Source organism: Streptomyces marianii, assembly GCF_005795905.1.
Classification (GTDB): Bacteria; Actinomycetota; Actinomycetes; order Streptomycetales; family Streptomycetaceae; genus Streptomyces; species Streptomyces marianii.
This window is the reverse complement of sequence record NZ_VAWE01000001.1, coordinates 5,646,186-5,661,740: the sequence shown is the minus strand read 5'-3', so window position 1 is coordinate 5,661,740 and position 15,555 is coordinate 5,646,186. Positions and strand designations below refer to the sequence as shown.

The 15,555-nt window shown below is 71.4% G+C and carries 10 protein-coding genes and 1 pseudogene; 1 reads left to right on the top strand and 10 read right to left on the bottom strand.

Annotation, left to right across the window (positions count from 1 at the left end):
* Positions 1-326: 326 nt before the first annotated feature.
* A complete protein-coding gene (locus tag FEF34_RS25675; protein WP_138055253.1) occupies positions 327-4,445 on the bottom strand; it encodes an Rne/Rng family ribonuclease in 4,119 nt (1,372 codons plus the stop codon).
* Positions 4,446-4,680: 235 nt separating this feature from the next.
* The gene (locus FEF34_RS25670) at positions 4,681-5,469 is read right to left on the bottom strand and encodes a TIGR03936 family radical SAM-associated protein (protein ID WP_138057721.1); all 789 of its coding nucleotides are present in this window, start codon (positions 5,467-5,469) and stop codon (positions 4,681-4,683) included.
* Between the two features lie 492 nt (positions 5,470-5,961).
* On the opposite strand from FEF34_RS25670, the pseudogene FEF34_RS25665 reads away from it, so the two are divergent.
* Positions 5,962-6,306 (top strand): annotated as a pseudogene (locus FEF34_RS25665) (recombinase family protein); the annotation flags it as partial.
* A gap of 169 nt (positions 6,307-6,475) precedes the next feature.
* Here the strand turns inward: FEF34_RS25665 and FEF34_RS25660 are convergent.
* From FEF34_RS25660 to mrdA, 8 genes are all read right to left on the bottom strand, one after another.
* On the bottom strand, positions 6,476-7,309 hold the full coding sequence (locus tag FEF34_RS25660) for a helix-turn-helix domain-containing protein (protein WP_138055252.1): 834 nt from the start codon (positions 7,307-7,309) through the stop codon (positions 6,476-6,478).
* Positions 7,306-7,803 (bottom strand): DUF6879 family protein, encoded by a 498-nt coding sequence (locus FEF34_RS25655; RefSeq protein WP_138055251.1) that lies wholly within the window; start codon positions 7,801-7,803, stop codon positions 7,306-7,308. The genes FEF34_RS25660 and FEF34_RS25655 overlap by 4 nt, the downstream gene beginning before the upstream one ends.
* Positions 7,787-7,996 carry a hypothetical protein gene (locus FEF34_RS25650; protein ID WP_062705460.1) on the bottom strand — a complete coding sequence of 70 codons (210 nt, stop codon included), beginning with the start codon at positions 7,994-7,996 and terminating at the stop codon, positions 7,787-7,789. Before FEF34_RS25650 ends, FEF34_RS25655 begins: the two co-directional genes overlap by 17 nt.
* Before the next feature lie 168 nt (positions 7,997-8,164).
* Complete coding sequence (locus FEF34_RS25645; protein ID WP_138055250.1) at positions 8,165-8,353, bottom strand: hypothetical protein; 189 nt, start codon at positions 8,351-8,353, stop codon at positions 8,165-8,167.
* A 2-nt stretch (positions 8,354-8,355) separates the two neighbouring features.
* Entirely contained in the window at positions 8,356-10,281 is a 1,926-nt protein-coding gene (locus tag FEF34_RS25640) for a TIGR03960 family B12-binding radical SAM protein (protein ID WP_138055249.1), read from the bottom strand.
* 82 nt (positions 10,282-10,363) lie between these two features.
* A complete protein-coding gene (locus FEF34_RS25635; protein WP_138055248.1) occupies positions 10,364-12,064 on the bottom strand; it encodes a CYTH and CHAD domain-containing protein in 1,701 nt (566 codons plus the stop codon).
* 108 nt (positions 12,065-12,172) lie between these two features.
* Complete coding sequence (gene rodA / locus FEF34_RS25630; protein ID WP_138055247.1) at positions 12,173-13,372, bottom strand: rod shape-determining protein RodA; 1,200 nt, start codon at positions 13,370-13,372, stop codon at positions 12,173-12,175.
* 3 nt (positions 13,373-13,375) lie between these two features.
* A complete protein-coding gene (gene mrdA / locus FEF34_RS25625; protein ID WP_138055246.1) occupies positions 13,376-15,550 on the bottom strand; it encodes a penicillin-binding protein 2 in 2,175 nt (724 codons plus the stop codon).
* Positions 15,551-15,555 lie beyond the last annotated feature (5 nt).

The window sequence follows — 15,555 nt, the reverse complement described above, 5'->3', positions numbered from 1 at the left end:
CCTCCTTGAACACCGCGAGAGCTCTTTGTGGCAGAGGTCCGGGGTCTGCGGGGCGTTTTCGGGCCGCGCGAACCCCTCCGGCGTGATGGCCGACGCCCTACCGAGGAATGCTGGGACCGGTCTGTCCCTTAACCGGGCCGGTCACCGACCGTAGTCTCCGGGTGGGTCCTCGGCACGGCAGCGACCGCCGTCACATTATCAGGGATTTCCCAGGCAATTTCTGGGCCGTTAACAGGCCCAGGCATCAATTGCGAAACAAATGGCTTGTCCCGCCCCCGAGTCCGCAGGGGCGGGACACGAATGTTCAACCACCGGCCATGGATTGTTCAGCCTTCAGCCGACGCCGTCACGGTCGGCAGGCTCTGCTGCTCCGCGGCGGCGGTCTTCTTGGCGGCCGACTTGGTCGCCTTCTTGGCGGCCGTCTTCTTCGCCGCGGTGGTCTTCTTCGCCGCCGTCTTCTTCGTGGCGGCCTTCTTCGCCGTGGCTTTCTTGGCGGTCTTGCGGGCCGCCTTCTTCGCCGGGACCTCCGCGGGTGCCGGGACGGCCTCCGCCTCGGGCTCCGAAGCAGCGACCACCATGACCGCGGAGTCGTCCGCACCGGACGGCGAGCCTGCCGGGGCGGTGACCTTGCGGGTCACCCGGCGACGGGCACGCGGCGGAGCGGCGACGGGGACCTCCTCGGCCGGCGCCTCCGCAGCCGGGACGGCAGGCGCCTCTGCGGGGGCAGGGGCCTCTGCGGCCTCGGTCACGATCTCGGCGGCCTCGCTGCCCTTCGGGGAACCGGCCGGAGCCGACGCCTTGCGGGTGGCCCTACGGCGGGTACGGCCCGCGGGGGCGGGCTCCTCCACCGCGGCGGGCGCGGCCTCGGGCTCGCCCGCCGGGACGGGGGCCGCCTCGGCGGTCTCCTCGACCCGGACCGGCTCGGCCCGCTTCACCTCGGCCTCGACCGGCTCGGCCTGCTTCGGCGCGCCTGCCGGGGCGGTCGCCTTGCGGGACGCCCGGCGACGGCCGCGGCGGGACGCGGCGGCCTCGGCCTCGGCGGCGCTGCCGTACAGCTCCTCGTCCGGGGCGAAGGCGGGCTCGGGCAGGGCCGACGGCGCCGCGGCCTCGGCCGCGACCTCCGCCTCGGTCTCGGCTTCCTCGACCTCGCTCGGCGGGGCCTCGGCGCCCGGCGCCTCGACGACCACCTCGTGCTCGTGGACGTGCTCGGCGCCACCGCGGCCGCGCTTCTTCCGCTTGCCGCCGCCACCGCCGCCGACGGCCGACGGCTGCTCCATGTGCACGACCACACCGCGGCCGTTGCAGTGCACGCAGGTCTCGGAGAACGACTCCAGGAGCCCCTGGCCCACCCGCTTGCGGGTCATCTGCACCAGGCCCAGCGAGGTCACCTCGGCCACCTGGTGCTTCGTGCGGTCCCGGCCCAGGCACTCCAGCAGGCGCCGCAGCACCAGGTCGCGGTTGGACTCCAGCACCATGTCGATGAAGTCGATGACGACGATGCCGCCGAGGTCCCGCAGCCGCAGCTGGCGCACGATCTCCTCGGCCGCCTCCAGGTTGTTCCTGGTGACGGTCTCCTCGAGGTTGCCGCCCTGGCCGGTGAACTTGCCGGTGTTGACGTCGACCACGACCATCGCCTCGGTCTTGTCGATCACCAGCGAGCCGCCGGACGGCAGCCAGACCTTCCGGTCCAGGGCCTTCATCAGCTGCTCGTCGATCCGGTGCACCGCGAAGACGTCGGTCTCGCTGGTCCAGCGCTGCAGACGGTCCGCCAGGTCGGGCGCCACGTGCGACACATAGCCGTGGATGGTCTCCCACGCCTCGTCGCCGCTCACCACGACCTGGGAGAAGTCCTCGTTGAAGATGTCGCGGACGACCCGGACGGTCATGTCCGGCTCACCGTAGAGAAGGGTCGGGGCGTTGCCGCTCTTCGCCTTCTTCCGGATCTCCTCCCACTGGGCCTGCAGCCGCTCGACGTCACGGCGCAGCTCGTCCTCGCTGGCGCCCTCCGCGGCGGTGCGCACGATGACGCCCGCGTCCTCGGGAACGATCTTCTTGAGGATGGTCTTCAGCCGGGCCCGCTCGGTGTCGGGGAGCTTGCGGCTGATGCCCGTCATCGACCCTTCGGGCACGTACACCAGGTACCGGCCGGGGAGGGAGACCTGGCTCGTGAGCCGGGCCCCCTTGTGGCCGATCGGGTCCTTGGTGACCTGCACCAGGACCGACTGGCCCGACTTCAGCGCGGTCTCGATACGGCGCGGGCCGTTGGCGAGGCCGAGCGCCTCGAAGTTCACCTCGCCCGCGTACAGGACCGCGTTGCGGCCCTTGCCGATGTCGACGAAGGCGGCCTCCATCGACGGCAGGACGTTCTGCACCTTGCCCAGGTAGACGTTGCCGACGTACGACGTCGACTGCTCCTTGTTGACGTAGTGCTCGACGAGCACGTTGTCCTCGAGGACGCCGATCTGGGTACGGTCCCCGAGCTGGCGGACGACCATCACGCGCTCGACGGCCTCACGGCGCGCCAGGAACTCCGCCTCGGTGATGATCGGCACCCGGCGGCGGCCCTGCTCGCGGCCCTCACGGCGGCGCTGCTTCTTCGCCTCCAGGCGGGTGGAGCCCTTGATCGACTGCACCTCGTCGGCCGGCTCCGCCTTGGGACGCGGCTCACGGATCTTCACGACCGTGCGCTCCGGCTCGTCGGTGCCGGGCTCGGCCTCGGCGGCCTCACCACTGCGACGACGACGACGGCGACGACGGCGGCTGCTGCTGGTGCCCGCGGCGGACGGGGTGGCGGCGTCCTGCTCCTCCTCGTCGCCCTCGGCCTCCGGCTCCTCGTCGCCCCCGGCCTCCTCGTCCTCGGCCTCCGGCTCCTCGTCGGTCCCGGCCTCGGCGGCCTCGCCACGGCGACGACGGCGACCGCCACGGCGGCGACGGCGGGAGGGACGGCCCTCGTAGTCGTCGGACTCCTCGGTGTCCTCGGCGTCCTCGGCTGCCGGCTCCTCGGCCTCGACCTCGGCCTCGTCAGCGGGCTCGGTCTCCATGGTCTCGACCGCGAGCGGGGACTCGGCGCGACGGCGACGGCGACGGCGCGGGGCGGCCTCGGCGGCCGGAGCCTCGGTGGTCTCCTGCTCGTCCTCGTCGGAGGCGGCGGCCTCGGCGGCGGCAGCAGCGGCGGCCGTCTCCGGGGTCTGGAACACCGGCTCGGTGAAGACCGGGGCCTGGAAGACCGGCACGGCGGGCCTGCCGGACCGGCGCCCGCGGGCGGGCGGCTCGGTCCTCTCCTCGCGCTCGCCCTTCGCGGGCTTCGCGGGCTCGTCCTTCGTGGGCTCGGCGGCGGACTGCGCGGCGGTGGCACGGCGGCGTCCCCGGCCCCGGGAAGCGGCCTTCTCGGCGGCCTCCAACCCGGACTCGTCGGCGGTGATGCGCGCGACGGCGTCCTCGGGCAGGCCCTCGCCCGCCGCGGACGTGTCCTCGGCGGCGGCCTCGGCCTCCGGCGCACCGGCCGGAGCGGTCGCCCGGCGCGTCGCACGACGACGCGTACGAGCCCGCGGCGCCTCCTCCGCGCTCTCCTCGGCAGCCGGCGCCTCGACGGCGGCAACGGCGGCCTCACTGGTCTCAGCGGCGGACTCGCCCTGCTGCGGCCCACCGGCCGGAGCGGTCGCCCGGCGCGTCGCACGACGACGCGTACGAGCCCGCGGCGCCTCCTCCGCGCTCTCCTCGGCAGCCGGCGCCTCGACGGCGGCAACGGCGGCCTCACTGGTCTCAGCGGCGGACTCGCCCTGCTGCGGCGCACCCGCGGGGGCGGTCGCCCGGCGGCGGGTACGGCGCGCGGGCGCCTCGGCGGCGGCCTCGGCGGGCCCGGTTTCCGCAGCGGTCTCGCTCACGGCACCTTCCTCGATGTCTTCGTCGGCGGCGACGGTCTCGGCCGTGCGCGCCGGAGCAGGCGAGGTCGCGGGCGCCTCGGCGGAGGCGGGCTCTGCGACGACCTCGGCGGGGGCCGGCGGACCGGCGGGCGCGGCGGCCTTGCGCGTCGCCCGGCGGCGGGTACGCGGCGCGGGCGCCTCCACGGCGGCCTCGGCGGCCGGTGCGGCCTCGGGGGCAGCGGACGGCTCCTCGGCCCGGTCGGCCGGTTCCTCGACGGAAGCGGCGGCCTCGGCGGCCGGCGGACCGGCGGGCGCGGCGGCCTTGCGCGTCGCCCGGCGGCGGGTACGCGGCGCGGGCGCCTCCACGGCGGCCTCGGCGGCCCCGTCCTGCGCGGACGGTATGGCGTCCGAAAGGGACGCGGTCACATCGGCGACGGTCTCCACCTGTGCGGAACCCACGGGCGGGCCCGCCGGCCGCGACGCGGCACGACGGCGGCGGCGCGGGGGCAGCGTGTCGCTGGGGGTGGAGCTGTCGTTCTCTTCGGTGTCCCCGGCCATACCGGGGTCCTTCGGTTCGAGCATGCGGGCGGTTCTCCCGTCACGCCCCCGGGCGCCGAGCCTCGATCCGGTCCGGTGGCACGTCCCGCGTGATGAGCGCGGGGCCTCCGTCCGGGGCGCGGGCGCCGCACGGGAGCTGTATGTCTGGCTCGCCGGTTCCGTACGCGATGTACGCACGGCCTGGCGAAAGTCTCCTGGTCACTGCGCTGCCCGACCCAGATGGCTCCCGAGTACGAGGGCGGCGCTACAACGACTGCCCCTACGCGGAACCGGTACCAGCGGGCGCCGTCGCGGCGGCTCCGGCGACCCCTGAGCGATCGGCTGGGGCGGCCGTGACTGCCTCGCGGTCGGGCGCGAGCGGGTCGGTCACCGTGCCGGACTCCTCGTCGAAGAGCCCCTGCGCCAGCCTGGTCACCGCTGCGGGGACCGGCGGCGCCAGGTCGGCCACAGCTCGGAGACCGGACAGGACGTCGTCGGGTCGCACGGCAGGTGTCACGTGCCGAACAACCAGCCGCAGTATCGCACAGGGCCCGTCCGCGGGCCTATCAGGCTGTGGACAACTCGCCTGCAGGTCGGCCACCGCACCACGGGCGTCGAAGGTCCGAATCCCGTTCTTCGTCTTGCGGCGGACCTCGACGACGTCCGCCGCGAGGAACGCGGCGACCGCCTTCTCGGCCTCCTCCACCGCGACACCGTCGAGCCGCAGCTCCCACACCGACGCCGTCAGCCGGTCGGCCAGCCCGGACGTACGGGCCTCGACGGCGTCGACGATGTCGAGCCCGGCGGGCAGCGACTCGTCGAGGAGCTCGCGCAGCTTCGCCGGATCACGATGATCGGTCAGCGCGATCTCGAGGTACTCGGCCTCGGACCCCGTACCCGTCGGGGCGGCGTTGGCGTACGACACCTTCGGGTGCGGGGTGAAGCCCGCCGAGTACGCCATCGGCACCTCGGCGCGGCGCAGCGCACGCTCGAAGGCGCGCTGGAAGTCGCGGTGGCTGGTGAACCGGAGGCGGCCGCGCTTGGTGTAGCGCAGTCGGATGCGCTGCACCGCGGGTGCGGGCGGCGGGCCTTCGGGCTGTCGCTTGCCCAGTGGTTCTTCTCCTCGGTGCGGGGCGGACGCCTTCCTGCGCCGCCCTTTGTGGCCTTCGGCCCCCTGGAGGGCGGCCCGCCCGGTTCGCCCCCGCTCGTGCAGGGAGATCTCGGGCCCGGGCGCCACGCCGGGGACAGTCGGTGTGTGTTGCGCACCACCCAGGTTACGCGCCCGGACGGGTGCGGGTTCCACGGCCCGGGCCTCACGGGGCCCGCCCACCGGTACCCGCCCGGCGTCACGGCGTGCCCGGCGTACCGTCTCCGGGCCGAGGCGAGGGCCCTGCGAGCGGCGCTCCCGGCCTCCACGGCCGCCCGCCTCGCCGGAGCCCGCACCCGGTCCTGCACTGCGGCCGTCCACACCCCGCCGCCGCCGGGGCCAGGGCGTTCGGGTACCACGATCGCACCGGGATCCTGAGCGGCACGGCCGGACCGGCCTCGGGCTCGACGTGCTGTCTTCTGGAAGCTCGACCGCTTCATCCGTCGCATGACGGATCTGTCCACGATGATCGAGTGGTGCGAGCGGTACGGGAAGAACCTCGTGGCGAAGAACGACGCTATCGACCTCAGCACGACCGTGGGCCGGATCATGGTGACGCTCATCGGGGGCATCGCCGAGATCGAGGCGGCGAACACGTCGACCCGCGTCACGTCGCTGTGGGACTACGCCCGCACTCAGGACTCGTGGCTCGTCGGTAAGCCGACGTACGGATACGTCACGACGAAGGTGGACGGTAAACCCGCGCTCGCCATCGAGCCGAGCGCACACAAGGCACTGCACTGGGCCCGGCGCATGGCGCCCGAGACGGGGTCCGGAGGTGGAGACGGAAGGGACAGGTGTACCGGTCCCGACATGGTGGTCTGGTCGCTGCTCATCTGGTACGCCTCCCGTGCGTTCTCCGATGGCACGGCATCCTTGCCCGCTGGCAGGGGGCGATTCGAGGTTCAGTCGCGCACTGGACTAAAGATCAGGATCGGAACGCCGTCGCCCACTCGGCCAGCCGTTCCCGCGCGGCTTCGCCGAAGAGGGCGCACTCGTCGTAACCGGCGAATTCATCGAGGTACATCCGGACGTCTCTCGGGTCGCGGAACACCATCACACCGGCCGTCGTCTCGACCGTGGCCAGCCGCTCGTCATACACGGTGAACGTGTTCAGCGGGCATCCAGGTAGGCGCGTCTCGATCGGGAGCACGCCGAGACGCACGTTCGGCAGGTGGGTCAGTGAAGCCAGCCGGTCGAGCTGCACGGCCATGGCGTCCGGGGAGACGACCGGGGAGCGGGCCGCCTGCTCGGTGACGATGAAGGTGAACTTCTTCCGGCGGTCGTACAGGACCTCCTGCCGCTCCAGCTTCCTCGCCACGGCCTTGCCGTGGTCTCCGGGGATGTGGGCGAGGCTGGCCCTGATGTACTCCGGAGTGGAGAGCAGGGCCGTGAGCATCGAGAGCAGGAAGAACCGGAACTCTGCCGAAGACGCTTCGAGCCCGGCCAGCTCATGCTGCTTCTTGTCCAGCCCCTTCCGCCGCATCGACCGTGCGTCCTGCCACTCCGTAGCAGCGATGCGGGCCAGCGCGGACACCTCCGCGACCAAGGCCGGCGGGGCGTCCAAGGCCCTGAGGATGCGCTCTATGTCCACCAGGGACGGGCGCACCTTCCCGCTCTCGATCCGGCTCACCTTCGACTGCGACATGTTGCAGCGCGCGGCAAGCCGGTCCCCCGAGAGACCGGCCTGCTTTCGCAGCTTGCGCAGTGTCGCGGCGAGTTCCTGGGAGGACTGGCCAAGCTGCTCGGGCTCGAACGTCACTCGCTCACGTACTCCAGGAACGGGACCGATTCCGCGATGGCGATGCGCTGGTATTCGAGGAACGGGGCAGGGTCGCCCTCGTACAGCTCCCGCTCGATCTGCGTACCGTCGGCCTCGTACTTCATGAGGACGACCGTCGAGCGGTCGAACATCCAGAAGTCCTGGACGTCAGGGAGCGGGTTCGGCCGGTCGGTGATGTCGAGGATGCGGATGTCCTCCCCCGCCGGGGCCTGGTGCTGGTAGTACCGCTCGAACTCGAACCGCAGGTAGTCCGTGAGGGGCCGGGTGACGATGTGGACGCGGCCCACGTTGCGGGTGCGGACCATGGCCGTCCACGCGTCCTCGTACGGTCCGGGGAAGCGGGCCCCCTCCTTGAAGGCGGCGAACTCTTCCGCCTCCTGCGGTACGAGGTACTGCGGCAGGGTCTCAAGCCGCCAGGCTTCGGTCTGGAAGGTCTTGAACCTGTCCGCCCAGGCTTCACCATCCAAGAGCACGGACGGCCTCCCTCAGGACTTCCTCGGGGATCTCCACGAGCCCTTCCCCGGCGGGCGGGGTGAAGGCGGTGGACACGTCGCCTTGGACGACGAACGAGCCGGAGGCGGTGCGGTAGACGTTGGGACAGTCTCCCTGCCCGCAGTTACCGCCGTTGGTGTTGCCGGTGAGCCGTGTGAGTTCTTCGCGCGCCATGCTGAACCCCCTCGTGCGAGCCCCTCTGCGGGCCGGTCGCCACGACCGTACGAGCGGGGCCGATGCTCCGTCTATGCGGAAGCGCGACTATGCGCGTTGTCGCATAAACCGGGGCTCCGGGAACGCCGAGAGGCGCCCGGACCAGATCGTCCGAACGCCTCTCCACGCCTACACCCACTCGACCGCCGAGACGATGCCCGGGTCCCGCCGAGGGGCGGGGAGCGGCGTGCGCCGCGTGGGGCGGGGAGCCTGCTCGCGCTCCTTCGCGCCGAGCCCTCGCAGGACTTCGGCGCGGTCCGCCTCGGGTGCGTCGGCAAGCGCCTCAGCCATCCGCTGGATGGCGTCGCCGCTGGTCACGGCTACTTCTTGACCGTAAGCGGGAGCAGCTTCTTGCCCGTGGGGCCGATTTGTATGGCCGTGTCCATCTGAGGACACACCCCGCAGTCGAAGCACGGCGTCCAGCGGCAGTCCTCGACCTCCGTCTCGTCCAGGGCGTCCTGCCAGTCCTCCCAGAGCCAGTCCTTGTCGAGACCGGAGTCCAGGTGGTCCCAGGGCAGGACCTCCTCGTAGGTGCGCTCGCGGGTCGTGTACCAGTCGACGTCCACGCCGAACTCCGGCAGCGTCTTCCCCGCACACTCCATCCAGCGGTCGTAGGAGAAGTGCTCGCGCCAGCCGTCGAAGCGGCCGCCGTCGTCGTAGACGGCGCGGATCACGGCGCCGACGCGCCGGTCGCCGCGGGAGAGGAGGCCCTCGACGATGCCGGGCTTGCCGTCGTGGTAGCGGAAGCCGATGGAGCGGCCGTACTTCTTGTCGCCGCGGATCTTGTCGCGGAGCTTCTCCAGGCGGGCGTCGGTCTCCTCTGCGGAGAGCTGAGGGGCCCACTGGAAGGGCGTGTGCGGCTTGGGCACGAAGCCGCCGATGGACACCGTGCAGCGGATGTCGTTGGAGCCGGAGACCTCGCGGCCCTTGGCGATGACGTTGACCGCCATGTCGCCGATCTGCAGCACGTCCTCGTCCGTCTCGGTGGGCAGGCCGCACATGAAGTACAGCTTCACCTGGCGCCAGCCGTTGCCGTAGGCGGTGGCGACGGTGCGGATCAGGTCCTCCTCCGACACCATCTTGTTGATGACCTTGCGCATGCGTTCGGAGCCGCCCTCGGGGGCGAACGTCAGACCGGAGCGGCGGCCGTTGCGGGTCAGCTCGTTGGCCAGGTCGACGTTGAACGCGTCGACGCGGGTCGAGGGGAGGGACAGACCGATCTTGTCCTCCTCGTACCGGTCCGCGAGGCCCTTGGCGATGTCGCCGATCTCACTGTGGTCGGCGGAGGACAGCGACAGCAGGCCGACCTCCTCGAAGCCGGTCGCCTTGAGGCCCTTGTCGACCATCTCGCCGATGCCGGTGATACTCCGCTCCCGGACGGGGCGCGTGATCATGCCGGCCTGGCAGAAACGGCATCCGCGGGTGCAGCCGCGGAAGATCTCGACGGACATCCGCTCGTGGACGGTCTCGGCGAGCGGGACGAGCGGCTGCTTGGGGTAGGGCCATTCGTCCAGGTCCATGACGGTGTGCTTGGACACGCGCCACGGCACGCCGGACTTGTTGGGCACGACGCGGCCGATGCGGCCGTCGGGGAGGTACTCGACGTCGTAGAAGCCCGGGACGTAGACGCCGCCGGTCCTGGCCAGGCGGAACAGCAGTTCCTCGCGGCCGCCGGGGCGCCCCTCGGCCTTCCAGTCCCGGATGATGTCGGTGATCTGCAGGACGGCCTGCTCGCCGTCGCCGATCACCGCGCAGTCGATGAAGTCCGCGATCGGCTCGGGGTTGAAGGCCGCGTGGCCCCCGGCGAGGACGATCGGGTCGTCGGCAGTGCGGTCCTTGGCCTCCAGCGGGATGCCGGAGAGGTCGAGGGCCGTGAGCATGTTGGTGTAGCCGAGCTCGGTGGAGAAGCTCAGGCCGAGGACGTCGAACGCCTTGACGGGGCGGTGGCTGTCGACCGTGAACTGGGGGACGCCGTGCTCGCGCATCAGCTCCTCGAGGTCCGGCCAGACGCTGTAGGTGCGCTCGGCGAGGACGCCGGCGCGCTCGTTCAGTACCTCGTAGAGGATCATGACGCCCTGGTTGGGCAGTCCGACCTCGTAGGCGTCCGGGTACATCAGCGCCCAGCGCACATCGCAGCTCTCCCACGGCTTGACCGTGGAGTTCAGCTCACCACCGACGTACTGGATGGGCTTCTGCACATGCGGGAGCAGAGCTTCGAGCTGTGGGAAGACCGACTCGGCAGACATCAGGAACCTTCGTGGACGGGCAGGAGGGCGACTCTCAAGCGTAACCCGACCGGAGGGCGGCCCCGGACCGTTCGGGGCGCGGTCAGCCCTTGAGGGCCGCGCGGAGCTCGGGCCGGGCGGCCTCCTCCCAGACTTCCGGCAGCTCACGCTCCCGGTCGGCGGCCGCGGCCTCCTCCCGTCCGAACAGCAGTCCCCAGGTGAACGCGGACTCGCCGGCCGCGTGGGCCTGGACGGCGAGGTCGCGGAGGGTCCCTCGGGCGACGACGCTGTCCTGGTGGTCGCCGAGGACGGTCTGGACGGACTTCATGCGCTTGGCGAACCTCTTGGCGGACTTGCCCAGGGCGGGCGTGACGGCCTCGGCCGCGTAGCGGGCGCGCTTGGCCGCCTTGCGGGCGTCGTGCATGGCGAGGTCGCGGTCGTGGCCGGCGGGGAGACCGAGGGCGCGCTCGACACGGCTGGCGAGCCGGTCGTAGTCCTTGAGCACCGCCTTGGGGAGTGCGGCCGCGGGCTTCGCCGTGGCGGTGGGGAGCAGCGGTGGTGCGTCCAGGAGCGCGTCGAGGGTGTCGAGGAGGGTGAGGTAGCGCTCGGTGTCGAGCACGGCGACGGAGCGGCGGCGGGCGTCGGCGCGGTGGGAGGTGGCCCAGATCCGGAGCCTGCTGCGCACGGGCCCGAGAAGCAGCTGACGGGGCAGCGTGTCGATGCGGTCGCGCAGCCGCTCGGCCATGACTTCCTGGTCGCGTGCGGCACCCAGTTCGCCAGCCAGCCATTTCAGCTCGTCCCCGACCGGGTCGGTGACGGCCCGGTCGATGATCTTCCGGAAGGTCTTGAAGGCGCTGCGCATACGTCGGGTGGCGACCCGCATCTGGTGCACGGCGTCGGGGAGGTCGCGGCGTACGGCCGGGTCGAGGGCGACGAGGGCGTCGCGCTGTTCGCGCAGGTAGGCGAGGACGTGTTCGCCGGCGTGCGCGGGCTCCAGCCGTGCGCCCCGGTGGCGGACGCTCCTGGCGGCCTCGGGTGCCTTGGGGGCGCGCTCGCCGCCCGCGGGGGCGAAGGCGTCGGCGTGGCGCGACGACGCCTGTTCCTCGGCGTGCGCCGCCGTGGTGTCGCCGTGGCCCTCCGCGGCGGAGGCCGCCTGCCGGGCGGCGGCCGGGGCGGGTTCGGCGCCGGTGGCCGCGGCCGGGTCGGGTTCGGTGTCGGCGAGGGCCCTGGCCAGCTTGGACGGGGCGGATGCGGGCCTGATGCCGGCCTTGCGAAGGCGCTTCTCGACACGGTCCAGGAGGGCGGGGTCGGCGTCGTCGGCCAGTTCGACCTCGATCTCGGTCCATCCCGCCGTGCCGTTGCCGGGTGTCAGGCGTTCCGCGTGGACGATGTCGAGGGACAGCTCGGCGAGGAGCCGGCCCCGTTCGTCGACGAGGTGGCGTACGTCGCGGGAGGTCCGCAGACGCACGACGGCGACGAGGGGCGCGCCTCGGGTGCGGGAGCGGACGAGTCCGGCGAGGGTGCGCGGCACCGAGTCGCGGAGGGGTGCGTGGATCTCCTCGCGGATGCCCGTGGCGACGGGGAACTTCAGGTGCCAGCCCTCGTCGGAGCCGCCGGCGCGGCGGCGCAGCGTGATCCTGTCGGCGGCCAGGCGCAGACCGGGGGTGTCGTAGTAGACGGCGTCGAACTCGGTCACGCCCTTCTCGACGACGTCCGCGACCCCGGCCGCGCCGGTGAGGTCCGGAAGCTTGGTGTCGGGTGTGGCTTCGTACTTCCGCTCGATTTCCCGCTTCGTCTCCACCATGAGTTGAATCTATCCGCACGGTATTCATCTAGTCGTCTCGGCGGCCGTGCGTCGTGGGTTGCGGCCGCCGGCTCGGACGCCGTGGTGGACCGGGAGCGGCGGAGGTACTCAGGCGGACATCGGGCGTTGCACCTTGATGGACTGCAGGAGTCCGACGGCGACCCACACCGCGAACATCGACGATCCGCCGTAGGAGACGAACGGCAACGGCAGTCCGGCCACGGGCATGATGCCGAGGGTCATGCCGATGTTCTCGAAGGACTGGAACGCGAACCAGGCGATGATCCCGGCGGCGACGATCGTGCCGTACAGCTCGGTGGTGTCACGGGCGATGCGGCAGGCGCGCCACAGGACGACGCCGAGCAGGACGATGATGAGGCCCGCTCCGACGAAGCCGAGCTCCTCGCCGGCGACGGTGAAGACGAAGTCGGTCTGCTGTTCGGGCACGAACTGGCCGGTGGTCTGGGAGCCCTTGAACAGGCCGGTGCCGAGCAGCCCGCCGGAGCCGATGGCGATGCGCGCCTGGTTGGTGTTGTAGCCGACGCCGGCCGGGTCGAGTTCGGGGTTGGCGAACGCCGCGAAGCGGTTGATCTGGTACTCGTCGAGCAGGCCGAGCGCGGTGACCAGTACGGCGCCGCCGATGCCCGCGCCGATCAGTCCGAAGATCCAGCGGTTGGAGGCGCCGGAGGCGAGCAGTACGCCGAGGACGATCACCACCATCACCATGACCGAACCGAGGTCCGGCATCAGCATCACGATGATCATGGGGAGCACCGCCAGGCCCAGTGACTTGGCGACGGTCCGGTGGTCGGGATGGAGCTGGTCGCCTGCGTCGACCTGGGTCGCCAGCAGTATCGCCATCCCCAGGATGATCGTGACCTTCACGAACTCGGAGGGCTGGAGGGAGAAGCCCCCGCCGATCACGATCCAGGCGTGGGCGCCGTTGATGGTCGCACCGAGCGGGGTGAGCACCAGTGCGACCAGCACCAGGGAGATGCCGTACAGCACGGGCACGGCGCCGCGCAGGGTGCGGTGCCCGAGCCAGACGGTGCCGACCATCAGGGCGAGCCCGATGCCGGTGTTGAGCAGGTGGCGCAGGAAGAAGTAGTACGGGTCGCCGTCGTTGAGTTCGGTGCGGTTGCGGGTCGCGGACCAGACGAGCAGGGAGCCGAGCAGCGACAGGGCGAGTGCCGAGGCGAGCATCGGCCAGTCGAGCCGGCGGACCATCGAGTCGCGGGCGAGGAGCTTGGCGAGGCCGCCGCGGTCCGGTGCGTAGCGCGAGACCGAGAAGCCATGGGGTCCGGCCATTCCTCAGTCCCTCCGTCCGGTGGCCGGGGGCGGGCCGGCGAGGGCGGCGTCCTCTTCGGGTTCGGGCTTGGCCGGCTCGTACGGCGTGATCTTCGGCGCGTCGATGGAGCCGTCGGGCTGGATCTTCGGGAGCGCCTTCTGGGGCTGCGGCAGCAGGGCCTTCTTGAGGTCCTGGTTGCCCTCCATGTCCAGCCCGTAGAGCGTGTTGTAGATGTTGCGCACGGCGGGGCCGGAGGCGCCGGAGCCGGTACCACCCTGGGAGATGGTCATGACGATCGAGTAGTCCTTGGTGTACGTGGCGAACCAGGACGTCGTCTGCTTGCCGTGGACCTCGGCCGTGCCGGTCTTGGCGTGCATCGGGATCTTGTCCTGCGGCCAGCCGCCGAACCGCCAGGCGGCGGTGCCGCGGGTGGCGACCCCCGCGAGCGCCTCGTTCATCAGCTTGCGCGTCCTGGCGTCCATGGGCAGCTTGCCGTGGGACTTGGGCTTGATCTCGCGGACGCTCTTGCCGTCGGCGCTGACGACCGCCTTGCCGACGGTCGGGTTCCACATGGTGCCGCCGTTGGAGATCGCCGCGTAGATGGTCGCCATCTGGATCGGGGTGACGAGGGTGTCGCCCTGGCCGATGGAGTAGTTCACGGAGTCACCGGCGCGCATCAGATTGCCTTCCAGGCAGTTCTCGTACGAGAGCTGCTGGATGTAGTCGCCGCCCTTCTTGCCCACCTTGCACCAGTAGTCCTTGTTGGCCTCCCAGAACTTCTGCTTCCAGCGGCGATCGGGGACGCGGCCGGTGACCTCGTTGGGGAGGTCGATGCCGGTCTCGGCGCCGAGGCCGAACTGGTGGGCCGTCTTGTAGAACCAGTCCGCCGGGTTCTTCTTCGGCTTGAGGCCGCCGTCCTTCTTCCACTGCTGGTGGGAGAGGGCGTAGTAGACGGTGTCGCAGGAGACCTCGAGGGCCTGGCCGAGGGTGATGCTGCCGTGGCCCTGGGACTCGAAGTTCTTGAAGACCTGGTTGCCGATGGAGTAGGAGCTGGGGCAGGGGTAGCGGCCGTTGAAGTCGTAGCCGGCGTTGACCGCCGCCGTGGTGGGGACGACCTTGAAGATGGAGCCCGGGGCGGCCTGGCCCTGGATCGCCCGGTTCAGCAGCGGGAAGTTGGACTTCTTGCCGGTGAGCCGTGCGTAGTCCTTGGCGGAGATGCCGCCGACCCAGGCGTTCGGGTCGTAGGTGGGCTGCGAGGCCATGGCGACCACGCGGCCGGTCTTGGCCTCCATGACGACGACGGCGCCCGAGTCGGCCTTGTAGTTGGTGCCGGTGTTGTCGTCGAAGACCTTGCGGGCTTCCTTCATCGCGTTGTGCAGTTCCCACTCGGCGACCGCCTGGACGCGGGCGTCGATGGAGGTGACGACGTTGGCTCCGGGCTCGGCCTTGTCGGCCTGGGCCAGGCCGATGACCCGGCCGAGGTTGTCGACCTCGTAGCGGGTGACACCGGCCTTGCCGCGCAGGTCCTTGTCGTACGTGCGCTCGAGTCCGGAGCGGCCGACCTGGTCGGAGCGCAGGAACGGCGAGTCGGTGTCCTTGGCCTTCTCGATCTCCTCGTCGGTGACGGGCGAGAGGTAGCCGAGGACCTGAGCGGTGTTGGCCTTGCCGGGCGCGACGTAGCGGCGCACGGCCATCGGCTCCGCGGTGATGCCGGGGAAGTCCTCGGCGCGTTCGCGGATCTGGAGGGCCTGCTGGGTGGTGGCCTCGTCGGTGACGGGGATGGGCTGGTACGGGGAGCCGTTCCAGCACGGCTGGGGGGTCTCGGCGTCGCACAGCCGGACCTTGTCCATGACGTCCTTCGGCTTCATGCCGAGGACGTCCGCGAGCCGGGTGAGCACCCCCTTGCCGTCGTCCTTCATCTTCATCAGGTCGGTGCGGGACGCGGAGACGACGAGCCGGGTCTCGTTGTCGGCCAGGGGCACGCCCCTGGCGTCCAGGATCGACCCGCGTACGGCGGGCTGGACGACCTGCTGGACGTGGTTGCTCTTGGCCTCGTCGGTGTACTCGTCTCCGTTGCGGATCTGGAGGTACCAGAGGCGCCCGCCGAGCGTGGCGAACAGGGAGAAGACGAGTACCTGGATGATGATGAGCCGGATCTGGACGCGGGGGGTCCGTCCGGTCTCGGGAATGTTGCTCACGCTGC

Coding starts and splice junctions, on each gene's coding strand:
- FEF34_RS25675 (WP_138055253.1), bottom strand. CDS start 4,445: ATGCTCGAACCGAAGGACCCCGGTATGGCCGGGGACACCGAAGAGAAC.
- FEF34_RS25650 (WP_062705460.1), bottom strand. CDS start 7,996: ATGGCGCGCGAAGAACTCACACGGCTCACCGGCAACACCAACGGCGGT.
- FEF34_RS25640 (WP_138055249.1), bottom strand. CDS start 10,281: ATGTCTGCCGAGTCGGTCTTCCCACAGCTCGAAGCTCTGCTCCCGCAT.
- FEF34_RS25635 (WP_138055248.1), bottom strand. CDS start 12,064: ATGGTGGAGACGAAGCGGGAAATCGAGCGGAAGTACGAAGCCACACCC.
- rodA (WP_138055247.1), bottom strand. CDS start 13,372: ATGGCCGGACCCCATGGCTTCTCGGTCTCGCGCTACGCACCGGACCGC.